Source organism: Rhizobium sp. AN80A, from assembly GCF_030053015.1.
Lineage (GTDB): Bacteria > Pseudomonadota > Alphaproteobacteria > Rhizobiales > Rhizobiaceae > Rhizobium > Rhizobium metallidurans.
Genome location: NZ_JASJPX010000001.1, coordinates 875,320 through 897,797, shown reverse-complemented (window position 1 = coordinate 897,797; position 22,478 = coordinate 875,320). Strand labels below are relative to the sequence as shown.

The 22,478-nt window shown below is 60.9% G+C and carries 19 protein-coding genes and 2 pseudogenes; 12 read left to right on the top strand and 9 right to left on the bottom strand.

Features of this window, described 5'->3' with window-relative positions; genetic code table 11:
- Nucleotides 1-16: 16 nt before the first annotated feature.
- A complete protein-coding gene (locus P3R82_RS04205) occupies nucleotides 17-220 on the bottom strand; it encodes a DUF2735 domain-containing protein (protein ID WP_283193118.1) in 204 nt (67 codons plus the stop codon).
- Between the two features lie 480 nt (nucleotides 221-700).
- Here P3R82_RS04205 and P3R82_RS04200 point away from each other — a divergent pair, with 480 nt between their 5' ends.
- The 6 genes and pseudogenes from P3R82_RS04200 to P3R82_RS04175 all read left to right on the top strand — a co-directional run bounded on the left by P3R82_RS04200 (nucleotide 701) and on the right by P3R82_RS04175 (nucleotide 6,552).
- Nucleotides 701-1,741: a glutamine synthetase beta-grasp domain-containing protein gene (locus P3R82_RS04200; protein WP_183898438.1), complete on the top strand. Its 1,041-nt coding sequence runs from the start codon at nucleotides 701-703 to the stop codon at nucleotides 1,739-1,741.
- A gap of 294 nt (nucleotides 1,742-2,035) precedes the next feature.
- Nucleotides 2,036-3,953, top strand: a pseudogene (locus P3R82_RS04195) (BTAD domain-containing putative transcriptional regulator).
- Between the two features lie 120 nt (nucleotides 3,954-4,073).
- Complete coding sequence (locus tag P3R82_RS04190) at nucleotides 4,074-4,199, top strand: hypothetical protein (RefSeq protein WP_280637067.1); 126 nt, start codon at nucleotides 4,074-4,076, stop codon at nucleotides 4,197-4,199.
- An 11-nt stretch (nucleotides 4,200-4,210) separates the two neighbouring features.
- Nucleotides 4,211-5,467, top strand: a complete 1,257-nt coding sequence (locus P3R82_RS04185; RefSeq protein ID WP_283193117.1) for a YcaO-like family protein — start codon at nucleotides 4,211-4,213, stop codon at nucleotides 5,465-5,467.
- Entirely contained in the window at nucleotides 5,464-6,207 is a 744-nt protein-coding gene (locus tag P3R82_RS04180) for a TfuA-like protein (protein WP_283193116.1), read from the top strand. Before P3R82_RS04185 ends, P3R82_RS04180 begins: the two co-directional genes overlap by 4 nt.
- Before the next feature lie 75 nt (nucleotides 6,208-6,282).
- Complete coding sequence (locus tag P3R82_RS04175; RefSeq protein ID WP_183898435.1) at nucleotides 6,283-6,552, top strand: hypothetical protein; 270 nt, start codon at nucleotides 6,283-6,285, stop codon at nucleotides 6,550-6,552.
- A 27-nt stretch (nucleotides 6,553-6,579) separates the two neighbouring features.
- On the opposite strand, the gene P3R82_RS04170 is transcribed toward P3R82_RS04175, so the two are convergent.
- The 5 genes and pseudogenes from P3R82_RS04170 to P3R82_RS04150 all read right to left on the bottom strand — a co-directional run bounded on the left by P3R82_RS04170 (nucleotide 6,580) and on the right by P3R82_RS04150 (nucleotide 10,290).
- Nucleotides 6,580-6,978: a helix-turn-helix transcriptional regulator gene (locus P3R82_RS04170; protein ID WP_018896782.1), complete on the bottom strand. Its 399-nt coding sequence runs from the start codon at nucleotides 6,976-6,978 to the stop codon at nucleotides 6,580-6,582.
- A 600-nt stretch (nucleotides 6,979-7,578) separates the two neighbouring features.
- Nucleotides 7,579-8,067, bottom strand: a complete 489-nt coding sequence (locus tag P3R82_RS04165) for a cupin domain-containing protein (RefSeq protein ID WP_283193115.1) — start codon at nucleotides 8,065-8,067, stop codon at nucleotides 7,579-7,581.
- A gap of 47 nt (nucleotides 8,068-8,114) precedes the next feature.
- Nucleotides 8,115-8,447 (bottom strand): chaperone modulator CbpM, encoded by a 333-nt coding sequence (locus P3R82_RS04160; RefSeq protein WP_183898433.1) that lies wholly within the window; start codon nucleotides 8,445-8,447, stop codon nucleotides 8,115-8,117.
- A 2-nt stretch (nucleotides 8,448-8,449) separates the two neighbouring features.
- A complete protein-coding gene (locus P3R82_RS04155; RefSeq protein ID WP_283193114.1) occupies nucleotides 8,450-9,367 on the bottom strand; it encodes a J domain-containing protein in 918 nt (305 codons plus the stop codon).
- A gap of 123 nt (nucleotides 9,368-9,490) precedes the next feature.
- A pseudogene (locus P3R82_RS04150) lies at nucleotides 9,491-10,290 on the bottom strand (inositol monophosphatase family protein).
- 233 nt (nucleotides 10,291-10,523) lie between these two features.
- Here P3R82_RS04150 and P3R82_RS04145 point away from each other — a divergent pair.
- The 3 genes from P3R82_RS04145 (at nucleotide 10,524) to P3R82_RS04135 (ending at nucleotide 14,916) form a co-directional block, all read left to right on the top strand.
- Nucleotides 10,524-11,534 (top strand): substrate-binding domain-containing protein, encoded by a 1,011-nt coding sequence (locus tag P3R82_RS04145; protein WP_283193113.1) that lies wholly within the window; start codon nucleotides 10,524-10,526, stop codon nucleotides 11,532-11,534.
- A gap of 131 nt (nucleotides 11,535-11,665) precedes the next feature.
- Nucleotides 11,666-12,550: an AraC family transcriptional regulator gene (locus P3R82_RS04140; RefSeq protein ID WP_283193112.1), complete on the top strand. Its 885-nt coding sequence runs from the start codon at nucleotides 11,666-11,668 to the stop codon at nucleotides 12,548-12,550.
- A gap of 170 nt (nucleotides 12,551-12,720) precedes the next feature.
- Nucleotides 12,721-14,916, top strand: a complete 2,196-nt coding sequence (locus tag P3R82_RS04135) for a TonB-dependent siderophore receptor (RefSeq protein ID WP_283193111.1) — start codon at nucleotides 12,721-12,723, stop codon at nucleotides 14,914-14,916.
- Nucleotides 14,917-15,021: 105 nt separating this feature from the next.
- Here P3R82_RS04135 and P3R82_RS04130 read toward each other — a convergent pair whose 3' ends face one another.
- Nucleotides 15,022-15,168, bottom strand: a complete 147-nt coding sequence (locus tag P3R82_RS04130; protein ID WP_283193110.1) for a hypothetical protein — start codon at nucleotides 15,166-15,168, stop codon at nucleotides 15,022-15,024.
- 249 nt (nucleotides 15,169-15,417) lie between these two features.
- On the opposite strand from P3R82_RS04130, the gene P3R82_RS04125 reads away from it, so the two are divergent.
- Both P3R82_RS04125 and P3R82_RS04120 read left to right on the top strand, forming a co-directional pair.
- Nucleotides 15,418-18,354 (top strand): PAS domain-containing protein, encoded by a 2,937-nt coding sequence (locus P3R82_RS04125; protein ID WP_283193109.1) that lies wholly within the window; start codon nucleotides 15,418-15,420, stop codon nucleotides 18,352-18,354.
- A gap of 99 nt (nucleotides 18,355-18,453) precedes the next feature.
- Nucleotides 18,454-19,068, top strand: coding sequence for a biliverdin-producing heme oxygenase (locus P3R82_RS04120; protein WP_283193108.1), 615 nt, complete (start codon nucleotides 18,454-18,456; stop codon nucleotides 19,066-19,068).
- A gap of 46 nt (nucleotides 19,069-19,114) precedes the next feature.
- Here P3R82_RS04120 and P3R82_RS04115 read toward each other — a convergent pair whose 3' ends face one another.
- Complete coding sequence (locus P3R82_RS04115) at nucleotides 19,115-19,678, bottom strand: hypothetical protein (protein WP_283193107.1); 564 nt, start codon at nucleotides 19,676-19,678, stop codon at nucleotides 19,115-19,117.
- An 11-nt stretch (nucleotides 19,679-19,689) separates the two neighbouring features.
- On the opposite strand from P3R82_RS04115, the gene P3R82_RS04110 reads away from it, so the two are divergent.
- Nucleotides 19,690-21,699, top strand: a complete 2,010-nt coding sequence (locus P3R82_RS04110) for a N,N-dimethylformamidase beta subunit family domain-containing protein (protein ID WP_283193106.1) — start codon at nucleotides 19,690-19,692, stop codon at nucleotides 21,697-21,699.
- Here the strand turns inward: P3R82_RS04110 and P3R82_RS04105 are convergent.
- Complete coding sequence (locus P3R82_RS04105; RefSeq protein ID WP_183898423.1) at nucleotides 21,696-22,478, bottom strand: ABC transporter ATP-binding protein; 783 nt, start codon at nucleotides 22,476-22,478, stop codon at nucleotides 21,696-21,698. The genes P3R82_RS04110 and P3R82_RS04105 overlap by 4 nt on opposite strands.

Here is a 22,478-nt window from a genome sequence, read left to right as displayed (position 1 = left end):
CGCCGGCGAAGCCGCCTCAGTCCACGAAGCGCGGGGTAAAGCGCGGCTTTGCCGACGCTTCTTCCTCTTTCATGGCGTCCTCGTGGTACCAGCAGCTATCGTAGACACAGGGTTCCAGATCTTTTTCCAGGTCGACCTTTTGCCGAAGCGACGATGAAGCGAAACGCTTCCCCGGAAAAGCGTGGATCGTTGCCGACTCGTGATGCGCACCAGTAACCATGTCATGCCTCCAAATTGAGTCCGCCCTAAAGCGTTAAGAAGGACAATAGCATGGATGCACAGAGAATGCGCTATTTGATTGAAAAAAGTGCAACAAATGTTTGAATCGTGGGCAATGGCGATTTGAGCAGCTTTATATCAGAAGTTGGTGCAATATATAAAATGTGCATTTGCATAATAAATGTTCACAGTGACCGTCGTGCGGAAAAAATTGACGCCTTCGCTGTTCAGTCTTTTCAGGCGTGGCAATTGATCTCGCGGTGACGTAACCGCTTGAGTCCGCTGGCAGTTCCGGACCGTTTTCGGTCGTTGGACGCTCGGGGTGTAGCCATACAATCGAGGCGTTTCCGACCAGCCGTTTCACCCCTCGTCGCGAACTGGCACGGTACATGCATACCCCTTTGCATCCCTCCATGGGCAAGGAAGCTTCGGCTGACGCGTTCCTGGGACCTGCTGACACCTTAGTTTGAGAGACTCGCAAATGACCAAGTATAAGCTCGAGTACATCTGGCTCGATGGATACACCCCGGTACCGAACCTTCGTGGCAAGACGCAGGTCAAGGAATTTGCAGAATTCCCGACGCTCGAGCAGCTGCCGCTCTGGGGCTTCGATGGTTCCTCCACGATGCAGGCCGAAGGCCGCAGCTCCGATTGCGTGCTGAAGCCCGTCGCCGTTTATCCGGACCCGGCTCGTACCAACGGCGTGCTCGTCATGTGCGAAGTCATGATGCCCGATGGCGTCACTCCGCATCCGTCCAACAGCCGCGCGACCATTCTCGACGACGAAGATGCATGGTTCGGCTTCGAGCAGGAATACTTCTTCTACGAAAACGGCCGTCCGCTCGGCTTCCCGGAGCAGGGCTATCCGGCTCCGCAGGGTCCTTATTATTGCGGCGTCGGCTCCAGCAATGTCGGCCCGGTTGCGCGCGAAATCGTCGAAGAGCACCTCGACCTGTGCCTCGCTGCGGGCATCAACCACGAAGGCATCAACGCCGAAGTGGCCAAGGGCCAGTGGGAATTCCAGATTTTCGGCAAGGGCTCCAAGAAGGCCGCTGACCAGATCTGGATGGCACGCTACCTGCTGCAGCGCCTGACTGAAAAGTACGGCATCGACATCGAGTATCACTGCAAGCCGCTCGGCGACACCGACTGGAACGGTTCGGGCATGCACTGCAACTTCTCGACCAAGTTCATGCGCGAAGTTGGCGGCAAGGCCTACTTCGAAGCTCTGATGGCCCAGTTCGAAAAGAACCTCGATGCTCACATTGCCGTTTACGGCCCGGACAACGACAAGCGTCTGACCGGCAAGCACGAAACTGCTCCGTGGAACAAATTCTCCTACGGCGTTGCCGACCGTGGCGCTTCGATCCGCGTTCCGCACTCCTTCGTCAAGAACGACTACAAGGGTTACCTGGAAGATCGCCGCCCGAACTCGCAGGGTTGCCCTTACCAGATCGCCTCCCAGGTTCTGAAGACGATCTCGGAAGTTCCGACGGCTGGTTTCGCTTCGGCTGCCGCCTAAGCGCTATGCTTGATTGAATGTGATGGCGCTGGTCGAAAGGCCGGCGCCATTTCTTTTAGATCGCGGCTGATGTGCCTCGCATTGGCACGGCGATCGACGGTCGCAGCGGTTCCTTCCCGCCGATCCCGATTTTTCTAAACCGTGTTTGAGATCGCTATCGTCTAACGGTTGAAAAACTCAACCGAGTGGCCGCATTCCTTTTGCGTTATAGTCGCTTTTCACTATACTTGTCTTGGATCATCCAAACGCGAGTTACCCTTGGTGTCAGTGGCTAAGCACAGCCTCCTGCTTCGCTTGCTCGGAAAGCCAGCGCTTTTCGCCAATGACGGCGAAATCGTGCTTCCGGAAAAGGCCTATCCGCTCCTGGCTTTCGTGGCTGCGTCGTCGCAGTTTTCGATGGAGCGCGAGACGTTGCGGGGTATGCTATGGCAGTCCGACGTGTCGAAACAGCGCGCCGGCAGCCTTCGACAGCTGCTTGCGCGGATCGATCGCAGCGTGCCGGAAGGGCTGCCGCGCCTGATCACCGCCACCAACACGTATATCACGCTCAATGCCGAGAACTGGGCCACGGATGTCCTGCTCTTGCGGGACGCGACGCATCCGTTGGCGCGGAGCGATTGGGGTCTGCTCGAAGGCGAGCTGCTTGAGGGCTTCCGCGCGCCGACGATGGAAGCCGATGAGTGGGTCACGATCGAGCGTCGCCGGATCGCCGAATGCCGCGATGCGCATCTGATGACGCTGCTTGATCTCGCCCGAAAAACTGACGCTTGCCGATATCGTGTTGCTGGCGGGGCTGCTTGTGGCCACCGATCCGGCGAACGAGGCGGCATGCCGCGCGCTGATGAAGGCGCATGCGACGGCGGGCGATCTCGCTTCGGCGCGGCAAGCCTATTTCCGCTGCCGCAACGAATTGAAGGCCGAGTATGGCGCCGAGCCGGATGCAACGACGCAGGCGCTCGCGCTGGAACTCGGCATCATCGCGCCGGCCGCGCCCGTTGTAGCGGAAACAGCATCCGTCCGGCCTGCGGCCGCCGATCCGCTCGGCCAGCCGCGCGTGCTCATCCTTCCGCCGGAGACAATGCTGTCGGAGCCGCTGCTGCAGCGTGTCGGCCGGGCGCTCCTAGAAGACGTCACGATCGGCCTCAGCCAGCAGCGCGGCTTCAAGGTGATCGCGGCGCATACCAGCGTCGAGATCCTGAACCGCAGCCTCGCCAGTGGCGAACTGCAGCCCATGCCGCCGGAATTGCGCTTCGATTACACCGTCTACGTGACCATTCACGGCCGCGAGGATGAGATTTACGCAACCTGCCGCCTGACGAAGACCTCGACCGCCGAGGTTCTGTGGGCGATCGATCTGCCGCTTGCCATGCAGAAGGTCAACCAGTCCTTCGGCCAATTGGCGCGGCGCATCGTCATGACGCTCGCCGATACGATCGAGCGGCGCGAACTGACGGATATGATGCACGATGTCTCGCCCTCCGCCTATCGGCTTTATCTCGAGGGCAAGCGGCTTGTATCGAAAACCGATCTGCAGCACCTGCGGCAGGCGCGAAAGTGGTTCAAATCCGCGCTGACGAGACATGACCGGTTCTCCTCCGCCCATGCCGGCATGGCCCGGGTGCTGGGCATGGAGTGGCTCGTTCGCGGCATGAAGGACACCGCACTCCTGGAAGAGGCGGATCGCTCGGCGTGGCAGGCGCGCGACAGCGATCCGAACAGCGGAAGAGCCATGCGCGAGCTTGGCTTCGTCGCGCTCTATCGCCGACGCTTTGCCGATAGCCTCGATTTCTTCGCCGAAGCGCAGATGCTCAATCCGAATGATGCGGATATTCTGGCCGATCACGCCGATGCGCTCTTGCATGACGGACAAAGTGATCGCGCGCTGGAGCTCAGCCACGCCGCGCTGAAGCTCAATCCGTTGCCGCCGGATTACTACTACTGGAACCTGGGCGGCATTCACTTTGTCCAGGAGAATTACGCCAAGGCGATCGAGGTGCTCGACCGTGTCAAGGACCGGCCGGCGACCTCCCGTCTGCTCGCCGCGGCGCACGCCAAGAATGGCGACAAGGCCACCGCAGCGCACTACGCCTCGGTTGTCCTCGAGAATTTTCCTGATTTTCGCACCGAAGATGTCTGGCGTTTCGTGCCGGATCGCAACCCTGACGATACTCGTCAGTTGATAGACGGACTCAGGATGGCCGGTCTGTCCTGAAGTGCGACACATCGCGATTTTGGCCGTTAATTAGCGAAATTTCCAGTCACACCGGAATAACGCCGGCCGTTCACAGTCTCTCCTGTTCGCAGCAAATGCTGCCACCAAAAGGAGAAAACAATGACCAACGCAATCAAGTCCACCGTTCGCCTCTCCGCTGCTGCTCAGGCTGTTCTGAAGCAGAATGCCGTTCAACTCGACACCAACGCGACCGCGAACATCGTTCACGCTCTGAAGTTCCGTTGAGGTTATTGCGGATGTCTGTTCAGGCAGCACTCACGGATCTGGCTGGGGATCTAAGTCTCTCCGCGGCGGGCGTCAGCGCCTACCACGACCGCTCCCTGACGCCTGGACAGACATTCGCGGCGATCAAGCCGCACTTCGCCGAGCTTGGAATAACGCGCGTCGGCTTGTTGACGGCGCTCGATCTTCTGGAAATTCCAGTTGCCTTCGCGACCCGCCCGAACAGCTACACGCTGTCCGTCTTCCAGGGCAAGGGCATCGACGAGGAAGCCGCGATGACCTCGGCCGCCATGGAGGCGGTCGAAACCCGCGTTGCCGAGATGCAGCCGGATGATCTGATCATCGCCACGCTCGCCGGCATGAAGGCCGAGCGTGCACCGCTCATCGATCTCGATTCCGTTGCCCGTTGCGTGCCGTCGGACATCGATGCCGGCCCGCTCGCCTGGAGCGAAGGCCTCGATATCATGAATGACAAGCCGGTTTTCGTGCCGTGGTCACTGGTCGGGCTCGATCACCGCGGCACGCGTCCTTCCGGCTTCGAGCAGTCCAGTGACGGCCTGGCATCGGGCAACCGGCCCGCCGAAGCCGTGCTGCACGGCCTTTGCGAACTGGTCGAGCGCGACGCATGGGCACTGACGCAGCTGCGCCCCTTCGATGAACTGCGCGGCGCTTGCATCGACCCGGCTGGGTTCGGCGATCCCGTCATCGACATTATCACCGACCGCATCGCCCGCGCCGGCATGCGGCTCCTGCTGCTTGATATGACAACTGATATCGGCGTGCCGAGCTTTCTCGCTGTCATCGTTCCCGGCGACCTCGGCGATCGCGTCGATGCGCGCTGGACGAATGTCTGCGGCGGCTGCGGCTGCCATCCTGATCCTGTCCGCGCGGCACTGCGCGCCATCACAGAGGCAGCGCAGAGCCGGCTGACGGCGATTGCCGGCAGCCGCGACGACTTTTCGCCGCGCGTTTACCAGCGCCTCGATGGCGACGGGCCGATGCAGCAGCTGATCGAACTCTGCGACGAGACGCCGGTCGCGCCGCGCTTTGCCGAGCCTGCCAAGCGCAGCATCCAGCAGACCATCCGTCATATCCTGGATCGGCTGCGGGCGCGGGGTATCGAGCAGGTCGTGGCCGTGCCGATCCCGCATCCGCGCCTTCCGGTCTCCGTCGTCCGCGTCATCGTGCCCGGCCTTGAGGTCGATGTCAGCGGTGAATTCATTCAACTTGGCTTGCGCGCCATCGGCGCCATGCAGGGAGCCCAGGCATGAGAGTAATTTTCGCAGGACCGAGCTTCGGCCGAGATCTCGACAGGCTTCAGGCCGAGCATCCGTCGATCGAGTTTCGCGGACCAGCCGCTCGCGGCGATATCCTGCAGGCGGTGCGCGACGGCGCGCGTGCCATCGGCATCGTCGATGGCTATTTCGGCGAGATGCCGTCCGTCTGGCACAAGGAAATCCTCTTCGCGCTCGAGCAGAACGTCGTCGTTGCCGGCGGCGCCAGCATGGGGGCTCTGCGGGCAGCCGAATGCTCGGCGTTCGGCATGGTCGGCATCGGCTCGATCTATGACGATTACGCCGATGGCCGTCTTGTCGACGACGAGGCGGTGGCGCTGGTTCACGCGCCGGCCGAGCTTGGCTGGCTGCCGCTTTCGGTTCCGTGGGTCGATTATCAGCCGACCATCGACGCGCTGAACAGGCAGGGCCTGCTCCTGTCGGGCGAATACAAGAAGCTTCTTTTGGCGGGCCGCGCGCTGCATTTCTCCGAGCGGACATATCCGAAGGCCGTCGAGCGTTGCGCCTTCGACAATGCCGCTCGCGCCAAGGAGATCGTGAGATTGATTCGCGCGAACAAGATCGAGCGGAAGCGCGCCGATGCCGATATGGTGCTCGCTTACCTCGGCAGCGTGAAATTTACCGCCGGAAAGCGCAACTGGGGCTTTGCCGCAACGTCGCATTGGGAGATGCTGCACGCGGAAATCAGCACCCCGGTAACGCCTGTAACGCTCTAATAACGCCACGCCTGAATGATGACAGCACTGGAGCCCCGGAAGTGGTGTTTGGGGCATCTCAGAGAGGCGGACGATATGAACATTCAGACGGTGGACGAGGGCAGCGGCAGCGAATATGCGAGGATATTCCGCTTGCTGTCCGCAGCAAAAGATGAAGCGCAGAAGCTCAAGCTGAACAATCTGACGCATCTTACGAACATGGCTCTGCTGCAGGTCGTCATCGATTGGGATGGAATCGACCCGGAGCGCGAGCTGGATGTGAACCTGGAGAAGCTGATCGGCACAAAGACGAAGCTGGCGATGAAAGACGCGCGAGAAAACCTCGTCGTCCTGGAGCGCCACTGACCGTCGATTGGATCCGCGAAAGCCGCTTTACTCGGCGGCTTCGCTTTCGATCTGCTCCATGCCGGCAATTGCCTGCACCAGCTTGACGATCTTCTTGCGGACCTGTTCGTTCTTGATCGACAGGAAAGCAGCGTTGAGCAGCACGCCATCGCGCGAGACGACGAATTCGTCGCTCGGCGTCGGATTGTCGTTGGCATTGGCCGAAATATCTTCGAAGAAGGAGCGAACATCGACATCGAGCGCGCCGGCGATTTCGACCAGCATGCTTGCCGAAACGCGGTTCGAGCCTTTTTCATACTTCTGAATCTGCTGGAACGTGACGCCGACGCGGTCGCCGAGTTCGGTCTGCGAAACCTTGCGCATCAAGCGCTTGATGCGGATCGTCTTGCCGACGTGTACGTCAACGGTATGCGGAGCTTCTTTCATGGCCTTATCCTTCTAACGCCAGTTGCGGCGTGCTTATTATTCCCTGCGGCAACCTTACCAAGATATTTGAACGGATCAATTGTGCCGTTCATTTTTATTCCCGCCAACTCATCTGCCTGAATAGCCTGACTTTCAACTGAAAAAGCCTGTAGATCAGCAAATTTGCGTGACGTCGAATGCAATCATAAGTAAGCATTTCGGTTCATTTCGGTCAAGCGAGGCTCATATACATCTTCCGGTAGATAAATCGCCGGATTTTGAGATTTGCATCGAAGGCCGTGATATCCACCTGGAGCCGCTTTTCGATTGGCTGTCCAGGCGATAACAAAGCGGTGTACGCTGCGGATCAAAGATTGGATTAGTGCCATCCGAACTTATTGTTGTGGCCTGGATTTGTTCGCGCGTACCTGCGGCAGCCCCTGCTGGTCAACGATTTTGACGTAAAGTGCCAACAGAATGTCGTGAAGCCGGCTATCTTTTTTCGCAAACTTAGCGCGCGAGCCGCGATGTTCCGATGCATGCGCGGCCAAGGGGACATTCGTCGAAAATTTCGGACGCGATCAACGATCAATTCTTCATTAGCGCACTACCGAGAGTGGATTATTTGTGTATCGGATCGATCCACCGGACGTGTTCCGGCTTTTCAACCGGTTCGATATCGAGATTGACGACGACAGGGTCCTGCCCGGAGCGAACGAGGACGCATTCCAGCGTCTCGTTTTGGCTCGCATTGATCTCCTGATGCGGCACGTAAGGCGGCACGAAAATGAAGTCGCCTGGCCCAGCCTCGGCGGTAAATTCGAGATTGTCGCCCCAGCGCATGCGCGCCTTACCCTTCACGACATAGATGATGCTCTCGAGATCTCCGTGATGGTGCGCGCCGGTCTTCGCGTTGGCGTGAATGGTCACCGTGCCGGCCCAGATCTTCTCAGCGCCGGCGCGGGCGTGGTTGATCGCGGTCGCGCGGTTCATTCCCGGTGTCTGAGCGGTGTTTGGGTCGAGCGCATCGCCGGGGATGACTTTGACGCCGTTCTCGCGCCAGTCGATGTGGGAATGATCAGCGTCATGACGGCCGTCATCGTTGCTCAAGTCGGGTCTCCTTGCCTTGTCCGATCGCGGGCTCCGCCCGCAGATGCCTAACCGACGTGCGCCGACGAAAGCGTGTCGAGCTTGCGGCGCAGCCGGCGGCGAACGTCGTCGTCTTGCTGCTCCATGGCGCCGAGCATGTCGCGCAGTGTGCCGCGCAGACCGTGTATCTGATCGACGAGATCCATGATGAGATCGACACCGGCGTCGTTGACGCCCATATCCCGGGTGAGGTCGAGGATCAGCCGCGCCCGCGCGACATCGTCGTCGCGAAATTCACGATCGCCGTCGTGAGCTTCGGGGATCAACCAGCCCTGCGCGACCCACACGTCCACCACGGTGACGTCGATCTTCAGGGTTCGGCGGAATTCAAGATCATTCATGGCTACTCCTCCATGCCCTTTCTCGGATTCTGCGGATTGGCCGGCACCCACGTGCTCATGAATTCGGCAAGCTTCGGCTCCGGTCCATCCGGCAAGACGACTTTCAGTGACACATAGATATCGCCGGCGCCGCCGCCGCGCTTCGGCGCGCCCTTGCCCTTCAGGCGCAATATCTTCCCGGTGCTGGAATTGGCGGGCAGCGTGAGATTGACCGCGCCGGATGGCGTCGGCACGCGCACCTTGCCGCCGAGCACCGCCTCGGGCAGCGATATCGGCAGATCGAGGCGGATATCGTCGCCATCGCGCACATAGAACTTATGCGGGCGAACGCGGATTTCGACCAGCGCGTCACCCGGCGGACCGCCGCCGATCCCGGGCTCGCCCTTGCCCTTCAGGCGCAGCGTCTGGCCGTCGCGGGTTCCTGCCGGGATCTGCAAATCGAGCGCGGGGCCGTCCGGCAGGCGTATCTGCGTCTTGGTGCCATTGATGGCGTCGAGAAAGTCGACCTCCATGGAATATTGCCGGTTCTGCCCCTGCGAGCGGAATTGCCCGCCGCCGCGTCCGCGTCCGGAGAAGAAGCTCGAAAATATGTCGTCGCTGTCGCCGAAGTCGGCGAACCCGGCATTGTTCTGGTAGCGGCCGCCGGCGCCGGCCTGCGAGGCGTAGTCGCGATAATAGTTGCGCTGCGCCTGTTCCGCGCCCGTCATGTCGATCTCGCCTCTGTCGAAGCGCTTGCGCTTGTCCTCGTCGCCGACGATCTCATAAGCCGCCGAGATCTCCTTGAACCGGTCTTCGGCCTTCTTGTCGCCGGGGTTCAGGTCGGGGTGCAGCTTCTTGGCGAGCTTGCGGAACGCGCTCTGGATCTCTTTTTGCGTAGCGTCCTTCTTGACGCCCAGAAGCTCGTACGGATCTCGGCTCATACATGTCTCCGTTCAGCCGGTACTGATCACCGACATCTCCGCATGTATATAGGTTGCAAAGCCGCGCGGGACGAGAGGCGCGATGTCGCGCCTTGAACTTCAGCCGACCGAGGGAGGGGCGTGTTACACGCCTGCTATCCTGCGAAGATCGTCAATGGCGCCGGGCCCGCGGCAAGCACCTTCGCGCCCTTGGTCAGCCCCTCGCCGTTGGTCGGGAAGGGGTGGAACCAGCCGCCTGCTTCCTTGACCAGGCAGTATCCTGCCAGGCAATCCCACGCGTGCATATAGGGTTCGTAATATCCGACGAGACGGCCGGCCGCGACATAGGCGAGCATGAGCGCGCCGGACCCGTTGCGGATGAAATTACCGCCCGCTCCCAGCAGTTCCTCGACCATCCTGGCGACCGTGGCGGGCGAGACGTGGCTGTTCGCGCCGATGCCGGTCACGGCGTTGCGGATGTTGCGCTTGGGGCTGAGCTCGAGCCGCTTGCCGTTCAGGGTGGCTCCCATGCCGAGCGCGGCGGCGTAGAGCTCGTCGTGGCAGGGCGAGGCGATGACGCCGACAACAGGCACGTCGTCGTGCAGCAGGGCGATGGATACGCACCAGTTCGGCATGCCGTTGACGAAAGGGCTTGTTCCGTCGATCGGGTCGATGACCCATGTGAAGCCCGAGGTGCCCGGGGTCAGGCCATATTCCTCGCCGAGAACGCCATCGCCGGGATAGACTTCCGCGAACCGCGCGCGGATCAGGTTTTCAACCTCCCTGTCGGCAATCGACACGACGTCCTGCGGATCGCGCTTCGTTTCGACAATGAGCGTTTCCCGGCGCTTGAAATAGTCGAGCGCCACGGCGCCCGCCTCGCGGGCAACGGCTTCGGCAAGGGCGAGACGTGCTTCGAGCCCTGGAATAACGCGCAATGTCATCGCAACATGTCCTTTGTTGGAAACGATGGCTGGAAACAGCCGCTGAAACTCGCGGTCGCAAGGTGCTGCAGCCGGGAAGGCCGCCGCAGGCATACTTGCAAGCGCGTGCAAAACGAACACTTCGCCAAGCCGGATGTCAATAATCGTCATGAAAACTTCATATTGGCCGAGGTCATTGCGGATTGCACGCAAGTGCAAGTCGATGCAAAAGTGCGTGCAACAAAGGGATCGTCATGCCGTCTAAATTATTCGTGAGCGCACAGGAAGTTGCCGAGAGGGCAGGGGTATCGCGTTCGGCGGTATCGCGAACCTTCACGCCGGGCGCCAGCGTTTCGGCCGACACCCGCAGGCGAGTGCTGGAAGCGGCCGAAGCGCTCGGCTATCACGTCAATCATCTGGCCCGCGGTCTGATGCGCAACGAGAGCGGCATCGTCTGCCTGATCGTCTCCGACGTTGCGACGCCGTATCGCTCGGCGCTTTTGCGGGAACTGACCATCCAACTGCAGAATGCCGGCAAGGTCGCGATGTTCGTCAACACCGACCGCTCGGATGGCAGTGTCGATCGCGCGTTGCAGCAGGCCATTCGCTACCGGGCGGACGCCTCGATCATTCTCTCCGGCCTGCCGGATAAGTCCATCACCCAGCTTTGCCTTCGCAGCGGCCAGCGTCTGGTGCTGATCAATCGCGATGACGATCAGCCGGGCACGTTGAAGATCAATCTCGACGACTACGAGTCCGGCGGTCGGATCGCCACCGCATTCGTCCGCACCGGGTGCCGGACGCTCGCATTCGCCAATTCCGAAGCGAGGACGCCGAGCCTGATGGGTCGCGAGCGCGGCTTCATCGCCGCCGCGGAAAAGCTCGGTCTCGAGGTCGTCGTCGAACGCTACGGATCGACGGGGTACGAGGCGGGAAGGGTGCTTGCACAACGCATGCTGACGCGCGCCGAACGGCCCGATGGCGTGTTCTGCGCCACCGATCTGCTCGCCTGCGGTTTCATGGATGCGGCACGCCATCAGTTCGGGCTGTCCATCCCGGACCAGCTCTGCGTCGCGGGCTTCGATGACATCGAACAGGCGTCGTGGTCATCCTTCGACCTCACGACATTCGCGCAGCCGGTCATGGCGATTGCCTCACAGGCCGTGAAATGGCTTGCCGGCGGCCATGAGGACGAACCGGAAGAGGCCCACTCGATCACGTTGAAGGCCGAACTGATCTGGCGTGGTTCCATCCGCAAGGGGTGAGCCTACCCGCACGGCCCTTGAAACCACAACTGTCCTTGAAACATGGCGTGCTTTTTTAACGCAGGATTGCCTTATCGTAGCGCTTGCCTTAAACATGACTTTCTTAAGAAGGTATAGTGCGCATCCTATCCATGACATTTCAGCCTCGCATGCAGAACAAGATCGAAGGTTTCTCCGTTGTCGGCGGCCTTCACAGGCGATCATGGAACGGCATCGTCGCGGACGTCTGGGATGTCGAATGCGCGCCCTATGCCGGTGGTTACTATGTCTCGAATGACCCCCGGCTTTTCGTTCTGCTCGATATGAACGGAGCCGGCCGTTCGACGATGAAGCTGACCTCGAAGGGCGCCGACGCCGCGGAGGATGGCGAAAACCAGCCGATCTCCTATGTGCCGGCGGGCATGGAGCTCTGGGCCGATCTGAAGAATGTCCAGTTTCTTCGTCATCTGGATCTGCATTTCGACGCCGAGATCGTGGCGCGCCGGTTGATGGAGGAGCTTGATCGGGACCGGTTGACGAGCGCACGGTTGCTGTTTTCCGATGATCGCGTGCTGACGCTGTCGCGCATGATCGCCGCCGAATGCATGAACCCGGCGCCGTTGCACGATCTCTATGGCGATGGTCTCGCGCTGGCGCTGATCATCGATGTCATGAAGCTTGGGAAGGCCGAGCCCCGCAAGCGCAGCAAGCTTGCCGCCTGGCAACTACGCAAGGCAACGGAGTTCATCAGCGAAAACTGCATGCGCAATATCCGGCTTGAAGAGCTTGCGACACTGGCGGGGCTCTCGCAATCCCACTTCAGCCATGCCTTCAAGGCTTCCACAGGCCTGGCGCCGCACCAATGGCAGATGAACGCCCGGCTGGAACGCGCAAAGCAGCTTCTGCTTCATGGCGACCAGTCGCTGATGGTCATCGCGGCGGAAACCGGCTTCTCCGATCAGGCGCATTTCACACGCGTGTTCCGAAAGAATGTCGGAACGACACCTGCCACGTGGAAGAAAGCCCGCGTTGCCTGAACGACACACCATTTGAGCGTTTGGCCGCGCCGCGAAAAATTGCCCAAAAACATTCAATTCGTCCGCGATCGGGACAAGCTGAACCGTTAAAACTGAGTTAATCACTCAGCTTATTCTTTGAGTTGGCCGGTCGTTGGGATGGCGGTGGCGTGAGTAGGGTGACAGTAAACATGGGTGTGAGAGCAGACCGCGTGATCTTCAGGGCAAGGCTTTTGGCGGGCGTCGCCATCTTTGGTGCGAGCGCCACGTTCGCTATCGCGCAGGACGCGACCGAGCTGAAACCGGTCGTCATTCAGGGCTCCGGCAATTCGGCCGATGGCTCCAGCGAAGCAACCGGCACGGGCCCCGTCAAGGGCTATGTCGCCAAGAAGACGACGGCTGGTTCGAAGACCGATACGCCGCTGAAGGAAATTCCGCAGGCTGTCTCCGTTATCGGCCGCCAGGAGCTCGACGATCGTGGCGTTGTCAACAAGGTCGACGAGGCTCTGCGTTATACGGCAGGCGTCGCCACGCAGACCTTCGGCACCGATCCGGATACCGATTGGTTCTACGTCCGTGGCTTCGATGCCGGACAGAGCGGCGTCTATCTCGATAATCTCAACCTGTTTTCCTACGGGTTCGGCAATTTCCAGATCGATCCCTTCATGCTCGAGCGTGTCGATGTCCTGAAGGGGCCGGCCTCGGTTCTCTACGGCGGCGCCAATGCCGGTGGCATTATCGACATGGTCCGCAAGCGCCCGACCGACGATCCGCTCTACTATACCGAGATCGGCATCAACTCGAACGGCAACGCCTTCACGGGTTTCGACTTCTCCGACAAGGTCGGATCGAGCGACACCATGACCTATCGGCTGACCGGCAAGATCGCCGGAGGCGATGGCTACACCGATTACACTCGTGATCTGCGCGGCTTCGTCATGCCGCAGCTCACCATTTCGCCGGATGACACCACGAGCCTGACCGTTTGGGCCTATGCCGGTGGTCTGGATCAGACCCATACGGGCAACGGCTTCCTGCCTTATGAGGGTACGGTCGTCGACCGGCCGGGTATCGGCAAGATCTCGCGCCGCTTCTTCCCTGGTGAACCGGATCTGGACACCGGCCGTTACGATCAGCAGATGATTGGCTATGAGTTCGAGCGCGAGTTCGAAGGCGGCTGGAAATACTCGTCGAATGCCCGCTACGGTCGTCTCGACAAATACGAGTTCCTTGTCTATCCCTCGCTCTATGCCAGCCAGACCGAGCTCCAGCGCCTGAACTTCGAGGGCGACACCTCGGTTGGCACATTGGCCTGGGACAATCGCATCGAAAACACGTTCGACCTTGGCGCCACCGAGCACAAGGTGATGTTTGGTGTCGATTACCGTCTGTACAGCATCGACAACGTGCAGAACTCCGTCTTCGGCGCCGGCGATCCGGCCCAGCCCTACAACGGCAATCTTGACGTGCTGAACCCGATTTATGGCCAGACACAGCCGACACCCGGAGCGCTTTACAGCGAAGACGTCAGAATGAATCAGCTGGGCGTCTATGCTCAGGATCAGGTCCGTTTCGGCAACGGATGGCTGGCAACGCTCAACGGCCGCTACGATTACGTCAACACCGACTTCAAGGATCGGCTGGATTCGTCCAACAGCTTCGACGAATCCGACGGCGCCTGGAGCGGCCGCGCCGGCCTCGCCTACGAGTTCGACAACGGGCTGACGCCTTATGCCAGCGCATCGACCTTCTTCAACCCGATGGTCGGCCGTGGTGGACATGGTCCGCTCAAGCCGGAAGAGGGCGAACAGTATGAAGCCGGCATCAAGTACGAGCCCACCTTCATGGATGCGTCCTTCACCGCCTCCGTCTTCCGCATCAACAAGCGCAACAACTCGGTTTCGATCCCGGTCGCTCCGTGGACGGACCAGCTTGGCGAAGTGGAATCGAAGGGCTTCGAACTGGAGGCCAAGGTCAATATCGACGATAACTGGAAGCTGCTCGGCGCCTTCGCCGCGACCGATGTCACCGTTGTCCAGAATGACCCGAACCCCGGCCTGATCGGCAAGACGCCTTATGTCGTTCCCGATTACACGGCGTCCATGTGGGTCGATTACACGGTGACGAACGGCGCGCTTGAAGGGCTCAGCCTCGGAGCCGGCCTTCGCCACAAGGGCCGTTCCTGGGCGGACGAAGCCAACACGCTTCGCGTTCCTGAATCGACCGTGTTCGACGCGGCCATCCGCTACGAAAAGGAAAACTGGATGGCATCGCTCAACGTCACCAACCTGTTCGACAAGCAGTATGTCGAGGCTTGCCGTACGGCCGGCGCTTGCGGCTACGGCGATGCCCGCACCTTCACCTTCAAGCTTGCCAAGAAGTGGTAAGTCTACTCTGATCGTGAAAACGGCCGGAGAACGGGTTGTCCCGTTCTCCGGCCGTTATCGCTTCCATGCGGCCGCTTCACGCATGCGACGCGCGCAATGGCCAGATCAGCCGGCGACCGTGAAGTAGATCCAGGCCGCGACAAAGGCCGCGATCACCGCGACGATCGAGATCAGTTTGCGCAGCCATGGGCGTGGCGGCTTCGGGGTCTTTTGCGGCGCGGGCTTGCGGAACTGGATGACGTTATCGCTCATCTCGCCTGTTTCCTCGTTCTAACGGACGACATCATGCTCCCATAGCAGCGTCAACTTAAATGAAAAAGCGGGTGATCGCGTCGCGTTTCTTTTTTCTGCGCGCGACAACCGAATTGCAACGCCGGCGGCCGTTGTCTCGCCTTCTTCGTATCGATGCCTGTCCGGCCACTTGTTCTGGCCGCTCGCCATGGACAGGACCAATCCTGTCGCCTATGAAACAGGAGAATTTCTGGTTCACTTGGTGGCTTTATGACATATCAGTTCACGTCCGGCCATTGGCCCATCGGCGGCGGCGAAACCGGAGAACTTGTTCGCGGTTTCGATTGGGCGGCAACCTCGCTTGGCCCGATCAGCGAGTGGCCGCAGAACCTGAGAATCAAGGTCAATTCGATCGTCAATTCGCCCATCCCGCAGGTGCTGATGTGGGGCGACGATCATGTGATGATCTATAATGACGGCTACGTGGAGATTGCCGGCAGCTACCATCCACGCGCGCTCGGCGCGACTGTCCCCGGCATCTGGCCGGAGATCTGGGACTGGAACAGCAAGATTCTCGAGGCCGGCTTTCGCGGCGAGGTCCAGTCCTACCGAGACCAGACGATGGTGCTGCATCGCCACGGGGTGCCGGAAGAAGTCGTCTTCGACCTGTTCTACACGCCGATCTATGACGACGACGGCAAGGTGAACGGTGTCCTCTGCACGGTGCTTGAAAACACCGACAAGGTGAAGGCGGTGGCCGAGCTCGCGGACAGCCGCGAGGAGCTGAAGCGGCTGACGGATGCGCTTCCCATCCTCGTCGGCTTCATTGATCGCGGCCATGTCTACCGTTTCGCCAACCAGGGCTACATGGAATGGTTCGGCCTCGACGCAGCCGACGTCGTCGGCAAGCACGTATCCGAGGTGATCGGTCAGACGAGCTACCAGGCACGTCTTTCCCTGGTCGAGCAGGCGATGGCGGGCGACCGTATCATTACCGACACGTCCATTGTCCGGCCGGATGGGGCGCATCGCAATGTCGAGATACGCTACGTGCCCCGGCGCACATCGACCGGCGAGATCGACGGCATCTACGTCGTGATGATCGATATCGAGGATCGCAAGCGATCCGAAGTCGCCTTGCAGCGGAGCAATGGCCGCTTCCGCGCGGCGGTGAACGCCGTCCACGGCGTGATCTGGACGAACGCCGCCGACGGACGCATGCTGGGTGAGCAGCCGGCATGGTCCGCACTGACCGGGCAGCCCTTCGAGAGCTATCAGGATTATGGCTGGGCGGAGGCCGTTCATCCGGACGACAAGGACGGCTCGGTCGAGAGCTGGAAGGCCGCGGTCGCCGCGAAGGCGACCTATGTCCACGAACACAGGGTTCGGCGCGCCGACGGCGTCTATCGAACCTTCGCCATTCGCGGCGTGCCGATCTTCGACGCTTCCGGTGAGATCGAGGAATGGGTCGGCGTTCACACAGACATCACCGAGCAGCGCGAGGCCGAGGCCAGCCTTCAGGACCACGCCACCAGCCTTGAGCGGCAGGTTCGCCACCGCGTGCGGGCGGAAGAGCAGTTGCGACAGCTGAACGAAAGCCTCGAGGCGAGGGTCGAGGCCGAGATCGCCGAGCGCCACCAGACCGAGCGCGCCCTGCAGCAGGCGCAGAAGATGGAAGCAATCGGCCAGCTGACGGGCGGCGTGGCGCATGATTTCAACAATCTGCTGCAGGTCGTCTCCGGCAACCTGCAACTCCTGTCGAAGGATCTGATGGGCAACGAGCGGGCGGAGCGGCGTCTGGCCAATGCGCTGGCCGGCGTCAATCGCGGCGCGAAGCTTGCCAGCCAGCTGCTCGCCTTCGGCCGCCGCCAGGCGCTGGAGCCTCGGGTTATCAATATCGCGCGCTTCATCGGCGGAATGGACGACCTGCTGCGGCGTTCGCTTGGAGAAGCGGTCGAAATCGAGGTGATCACCAGCGGCGGGCTATGGAACACCTATGCCGACCCCACGCAGGTGGAAAACGCGCTGCTCAACCTTGCCATCAACGCGCGCGACGCGATGAACGGTTCCGGTAAGCTGACGATCGAGATGGGCAACGCGGCGCTAGACCAGGAATATGCGCGCACCCATCAGGAGGTCATGCCTGGCCAGTATGTCATGCTCGCGGTCACCGATACCGGAACGGGCATGTCGCCGGACATATTGAACAAGGTGTTCGAGCCGTTCTTCTCGACTAAGCCCGAAGGCAAGGGGACCGGGCTCGGGCTTTCCATGGTCTACGGCTTCGTCAAGCAATCGGGCGGACATGTGAAGATCTACAGCGAAATCGATCAGGGAACGACGGTGCGCATCTACCTGCCGCGTTCTGTCGCTGACGAGGACCGCGAGGTAACCGTGCACGGCGGGCCGGTGGTTGGCGGTACGGAAACGGTGCTGGTGGTCGAGGATGACGAGGAAGTGCGTTCGATCGTCGTCGAGACACTGTCCGATCTCGGCTACAGCGTTCTGACCGCCAAGGATGCGCAGGCCGGATTGAACGTCATCGAAAGCGGCATGCAGATCGACGTGATCTTCACCGACGTCGTCATGCCCGGACCGCTGAAAAGCAGCGAGATGGCACGGCGCGCCAAGGAGCGGCTGCCCGGCGTGGCCGTGCTCTTCACCTCGGGCTACACAGAGAACTCGATCGTTCATGGGGGAAGGCTGGACCCCGGCGTCGAGTTGCTATCGAAGCCCTATACGAGGGAGGCGCTGGCGCGCCGGCTTCGTCACGTCATCGCGAACCAGAAGCAGATCAGCCAGGTGTCCTCGCCGCGAAGCGCGGCGCCGATCGACCAGCCCGTGGCGGCAGTCGGCGTGCGTATTCTGCTCGTCGAGGACGACTTCCTGATCCGCTCGAACACGGCCGAAATGCTGCTCGACATGGCGCATCAGGTGACGGAAGCGGCGGATGGAGCGGAGGCACTCGAGTTTCTGCGGGCCAACGAGATCGACGTGCTGATGGCGGATATCGGGTTGCCCGATGTCAACGGCGTCGATCTTGCCGCGGCCGTGCTCCGCGAGCATCCTGACATCGCCGTCGTGTTCGCGACAGGGGAGCACAGTCTGCCGGCCGGCGCGCCGCCCAAGGCGGTTCTGTTGCGGAAACCCTATTCCGAAATGGATTTGAAGTCGGCCGTCGAGCGCGCCGTGGCCACGAGGCGCTAGGCGCGACCGGCCAGCATTGTCGTTATCATCGCCTTTTCGCCGAAGCGTGAATGCCGGAACTGACCGAAGATCAGGATTTGAGTGAAGGGACTGAATTGAATGTCGATTGCGACTGAAATCTTGCCGGTGACCGAGGAAACGCGCACCCAGCGACTGAAGGCCGCAACACACGCAGCGCATGAGCGTCTGGACAAGCGTATCATGCAGGTCAATCCCTTCGCCGACAGGCAGAGCTACGCTCGCCTCCTGCACATGCAATACCTGTTTCACCGGGATCTCGATGCCTTGTTCTTCAACGAGCAACTCGATGCCCTGCTTCCGGATCTGGCCGGCCGCCGGAGACTGGCGCTCATCGAGCAGGACTTTGCCGATCTCGGCCTAGACACGCCGCAAACTGAGAGTGTTCCGACATTCGCCAGCGGAGACAAGGTCGCGATTGCGGAGGCTTTGGGATGGCTCTACGTGATCGAAGGCTCCAATCTCGGCGCGGCCTTTCTTCTGAAATACGCGGCCAAGCTCGGTCTCGACGAGAATATGGGAGCGCGCCATCTCGCCGGAGCGCCCGAAGGGCGTGGCCTGCATTGGCGTATATTCACCGCGGCGCTCGATGGAGTCGATCTGAGCGCTGAAGAGGAACGGGCGCTCATCGCCGGGGCGGATGCCGCATTCGCGCGCGTCTACGATTTCGCGGAGCTTGCCTTCTCCAGGCAATAAGATCGTCGGGCTTCACTGGTCCTGCCGGCGTGGCAACGTAGACCGATCAGGTCACTATCAGGAAATTGGCGCAACTCGCATCGACGCTTCCGATGCGGATTCGGTGTTCGGTCGCGGCGGCAAGCGGTCGGAAAGTAACGCGCTTGGCGGCCTTCGCCCGCCGCAGCAATTCTTCGCCGGCAAACAAGAGACCGTCTTTCTCGGTCATTTCGTAGGCAACATGGCCGTTATGCCCGTCGTCGACGATCGTGATCGTCCCCAAGCCTGAACGCATTATGTGAGTCTCCCTCGCATTGTGCATATCGTGCATTAGGGAGATAAAAAGTTCAATGCGCTGAACGGGTTGTCCACCTCTTGGCGAGCGAACGGCGGACAAAGAAAAAGCCCCGCGGAGTGCGAGGCTGAAGTTTCGGTCGCATCGGGGAAAGCGAATACGACCAAGGCGCTCATAGCCTATTGCCCGCGTCGTTAACAGGCCAGAATCTGTCGGTCTGGTACGCATCGCGAGAATATCTCGGCTGTCACCGCGCTTGACCGCGCTGAGATGTATAGACAAAATTCCGCATGAGAACTGGGTTGCCATCGGACCGATGCCCCGATTCAGGAACATGGGGTATCGGCATGCGAAATCGATTGAACCACGACGCAATGGCTGCCGTGGGGTTCATCGAACCCTGGAGCGTGAAGGCCGGTTCCGCCACGGGCGCCTTTCTTTCCTGCACCGATCCGAATGCGAGCGTCAGGGTCGTCACGCTTGATCGCGACGAAGCGCTCGAGGTCGATTGGGAGATTGAGAGGCATTCGAACGCGTTCTCCATCCGCGAATATGATCTCGGCTCCTGGGCCGAGATTCCGGCTGTATCTCGTCGGTCTGAGGTCTACGAGCTGTCCCTGGAAATTCTCTTCACCAGGAACGAGAGCACGAAGCCGGTCGTCGCGATCGGTCCGCTGCTCCTGAATCTGGTGCCCGATGGTGGTCTGGTTGCCGTTGTTGACGGTGAAAGCCATCCCGTCGCCGATGTCCGTAACGAGCGGTGGTATCAGCTCGACATCTCTTTTTCGCTGAGCGCGATGGGTTTCAAGGTCAGGCGTGCCGACCAGCCGGTCGTAGCGGAACGCACGATCCCGCTTGGCCTGGCGGATATCTCCGGACCGATTTGCATCGGCGGCGTCTCGGATCGTTCGCGCCGGACCTTGAATGCCAGACTCGGCCGCATCCGGCTAACCAGCGCCGACCAGACGACGGAATGGCGCTTTCCCAGGCGTGGCCCGGTAGGCAGCATTTCACCCGTGCAGCAAGGCGGCCCGGCGATCATCGTTCACAATGCGCCGACATTTGCGGTCGCCTCGCCGCGCTTTACCGGCGAGGTCCACGATCCCCGTCTGTGCTCGGATCAATTCGATGCCATTCATCTGCACGACGATGATTTCGGCGGCTTCGACTGGGCGGCGGATCTGACCGTGAATATCCCCGAGGATGCACGGTCCGGCGTCTATGCGCTCGAGATCGGGACGGATCGCGGAGTGGAGAGGCTGCCATTCTTCGTGCGCCCACGCGAGCCGCGATCGAACGTGGCGGTGCTGCTGCCGACCGCCACCTATCTCGCCTACGCCGACGAACAACTACCGCCGCATCGCTACCCCTGGCATGGCAGCGACCGCGCCCACCTGTTCGCGATCGACAACAATTTCCTCAGTCTCTACGACACGCACAGCGATCTCAGCGGCGTCAGCCTGACCTCGAGCCGGCGTCCGCGCGCGACGCTGAGGGATGACTATCATTACCCGCTGTCGAACTCGCCGCATCTGCTCCCGGTCGATCTGCAGCTGCTGAGATTCTACGCGCGGCGTGGCATCGCGGTCGACGTATTGACCGATCGGGATCTTCACGATGAAGGCTTGGCGAGCCTGTCGCCCTATAGCCTGGTGTTGACGGGCAGTCATCCGGAATACTGGTCGTCGGCGATGATGAATGGCCTGGATCGCTATCTCGGTTCTGGCGGCAGTCTCGGCTATCTCGGCGGCAACGGCTTTTACTGGGTGGTCGCTTTCGACGGCGACAAGATGGAACTGCGGCGCGGCAAGAACGATATCTGGAGCGGGCGGCCGGGAGAGATGCATCTCTCGATGACGGGCGAGCCGGGCGGAAACTGGGAAGATCGCGGCAACCGCCATCCCCAGGCGCTGGTTGGTGTTACTTATGTGATCATGAGCTTCGGCGCATCGAGGCCCTATCGCCGCTTGAAGGGGAGCTACGCCGCCGAATATGCGTGGCTGTTCGAGGGTGTCGGTGAGACCTTCGGCGATAGCGGCACCGTGCTTGGCGGAGCGGCGGGGTATGAGGTGGATGCGGTACTGCGCTCGGAAGAGACGCCTGCCAATCTGGTCCGGCTGGCGGTCGCCGATGGCTTCGACGACAGCTTTCAGGTCCGCCCGGACCTTTGGCTTGCCGATGACGAGGCGGAGCGGACGGCGATGCGGCGATCGGATATGACGATCTACCGGCACGAGGCTGGCGGATTGGTGTTTTCCGCCAGTTCCGTTGCCTGGATCGGTGCTCTACCGGCACCCGGAGAAGACAATGATGTTGGACGCATCATGCTCAATCTCGTCGGCCGGTTTATGGGTTAAAGCGCATCGTCCTGCTGCGATCCCGCTCGGATCGCCGCGAGCACTTCCTTCTGGATGGAGATGAAGTCCGAGGTCGAGATCATGTCCTGATGTCTCGGTCGCGCCAGGCCGACATGGAAGGTGGCGTTGATCCGGCCGGGATTGATGCTCATCGAAATGATGCGGTCGGACAAGTAGACCGCCTCCTCGACGTCATGGGTGACGAACAGCACTGTCAGACGATGCTCTTCCCAGATTTGCGTCAGCAGCTCCTGCATCTGATGGCGCGTCAGCGCATCCAGCGCGCCGAAGGGCTCGTCCATCAGCAACATCTTTGGCCGATAGGACAGCGCGCGCGCGATGGCGACGCGCTGCTTCATGCCGCCTGAAAGCTGCGAGGGGAAGGCATCGGCGAAACGGTCGAGCTTCACCAGATTGATATGGTGTCGCGCGACTTCCCTGCGCTCGGCAGCCGACAAGCCCGCCGCCTGAAGGGCGAACTCGACGTTCTGCTGCGCGGTCAGCCAAGGGAGCAGCGTGTAGGACTGAAAGACGACGCCACGGTCGAGACCGGGGCCGACGATCGGCGCGCCATCGGTCAAGAGCACTCCGTCATTGAACTTCTGCAGGCCGGCGACGATCGAAAGCAGCGTGCTCTTGCCGCAGCCGGAAGCGCCGACCAGTGACACGAACTCGTTGTCCGCCAGTTCCAGATCGATATCGCTGAGGGCGTGAACGCTTCGCTTGCCCGATCCGTACCACTTGTTGAGCGATTGGATCTTCAGTTTCGGTTCATTCAT

Excerpts from the sequence above, each read along its gene's own strand:
- P3R82_RS04205 (WP_283193118.1), bottom strand. The coding sequence starts at position 220 with ATGGTTACTGGTGCGCATCACGAGTCGGCAACGATCCACGCTTTTCCG.
- P3R82_RS04200 (WP_183898438.1), top strand. The coding sequence starts at position 701 with ATGACCAAGTATAAGCTCGAGTACATCTGGCTCGATGGATACACCCCG.
- P3R82_RS04190 (WP_280637067.1), top strand. The coding sequence starts at position 4,074 with ATGACCAACGCAATCAAGTCCACCGTTCGCCTCTCCGCTGCTGCTCAG.
- P3R82_RS04185 (WP_283193117.1), top strand. The coding sequence starts at position 4,211 with ATGTCTGTTCAGGCAGCACTCACGGATCTGGCTGGGGATCTAAGTCTC.
- P3R82_RS04180 (WP_283193116.1), top strand. The coding sequence starts at position 5,464 with ATGAGAGTAATTTTCGCAGGACCGAGCTTCGGCCGAGATCTCGACAGG.
- P3R82_RS04175 (WP_183898435.1), top strand. The coding sequence starts at position 6,283 with ATGAACATTCAGACGGTGGACGAGGGCAGCGGCAGCGAATATGCGAGG.
- P3R82_RS04170 (WP_018896782.1), bottom strand. The coding sequence starts at position 6,978 with ATGAAAGAAGCTCCGCATACCGTTGACGTACACGTCGGCAAGACGATC.
- P3R82_RS04160 (WP_183898433.1), bottom strand. The coding sequence starts at position 8,447 with ATGAATGATCTTGAATTCCGCCGAACCCTGAAGATCGACGTCACCGTG.
- P3R82_RS04155 (WP_283193114.1), bottom strand. The coding sequence starts at position 9,367 with ATGAGCCGAGATCCGTACGAGCTTCTGGGCGTCAAGAAGGACGCTACG.
- P3R82_RS04145 (WP_283193113.1), top strand. The coding sequence starts at position 10,524 with ATGCCGTCTAAATTATTCGTGAGCGCACAGGAAGTTGCCGAGAGGGCA.
- P3R82_RS04140 (WP_283193112.1), top strand. The coding sequence starts at position 11,666 with ATGACATTTCAGCCTCGCATGCAGAACAAGATCGAAGGTTTCTCCGTT.
- P3R82_RS04135 (WP_283193111.1), top strand. The coding sequence starts at position 12,721 with ATGGGTGTGAGAGCAGACCGCGTGATCTTCAGGGCAAGGCTTTTGGCG.
- P3R82_RS04130 (WP_283193110.1), bottom strand. The coding sequence starts at position 15,168 with ATGAGCGATAACGTCATCCAGTTCCGCAAGCCCGCGCCGCAAAAGACC.
- P3R82_RS04125 (WP_283193109.1), top strand. The coding sequence starts at position 15,418 with ATGACATATCAGTTCACGTCCGGCCATTGGCCCATCGGCGGCGGCGAA.
- P3R82_RS04120 (WP_283193108.1), top strand. The coding sequence starts at position 18,454 with ATGTCGATTGCGACTGAAATCTTGCCGGTGACCGAGGAAACGCGCACC.
- P3R82_RS04115 (WP_283193107.1), bottom strand. The coding sequence starts at position 19,678 with ATGTTCCTGAATCGGGGCATCGGTCCGATGGCAACCCAGTTCTCATGC.
- P3R82_RS04110 (WP_283193106.1), top strand. The coding sequence starts at position 19,690 with ATGCGAAATCGATTGAACCACGACGCAATGGCTGCCGTGGGGTTCATC.
- P3R82_RS04105 (WP_183898423.1), bottom strand. The coding sequence starts at position 22,478 with ATGAATGAACCGAAACTGAAGATCCAATCGCTCAACAAGTGGTACGGA.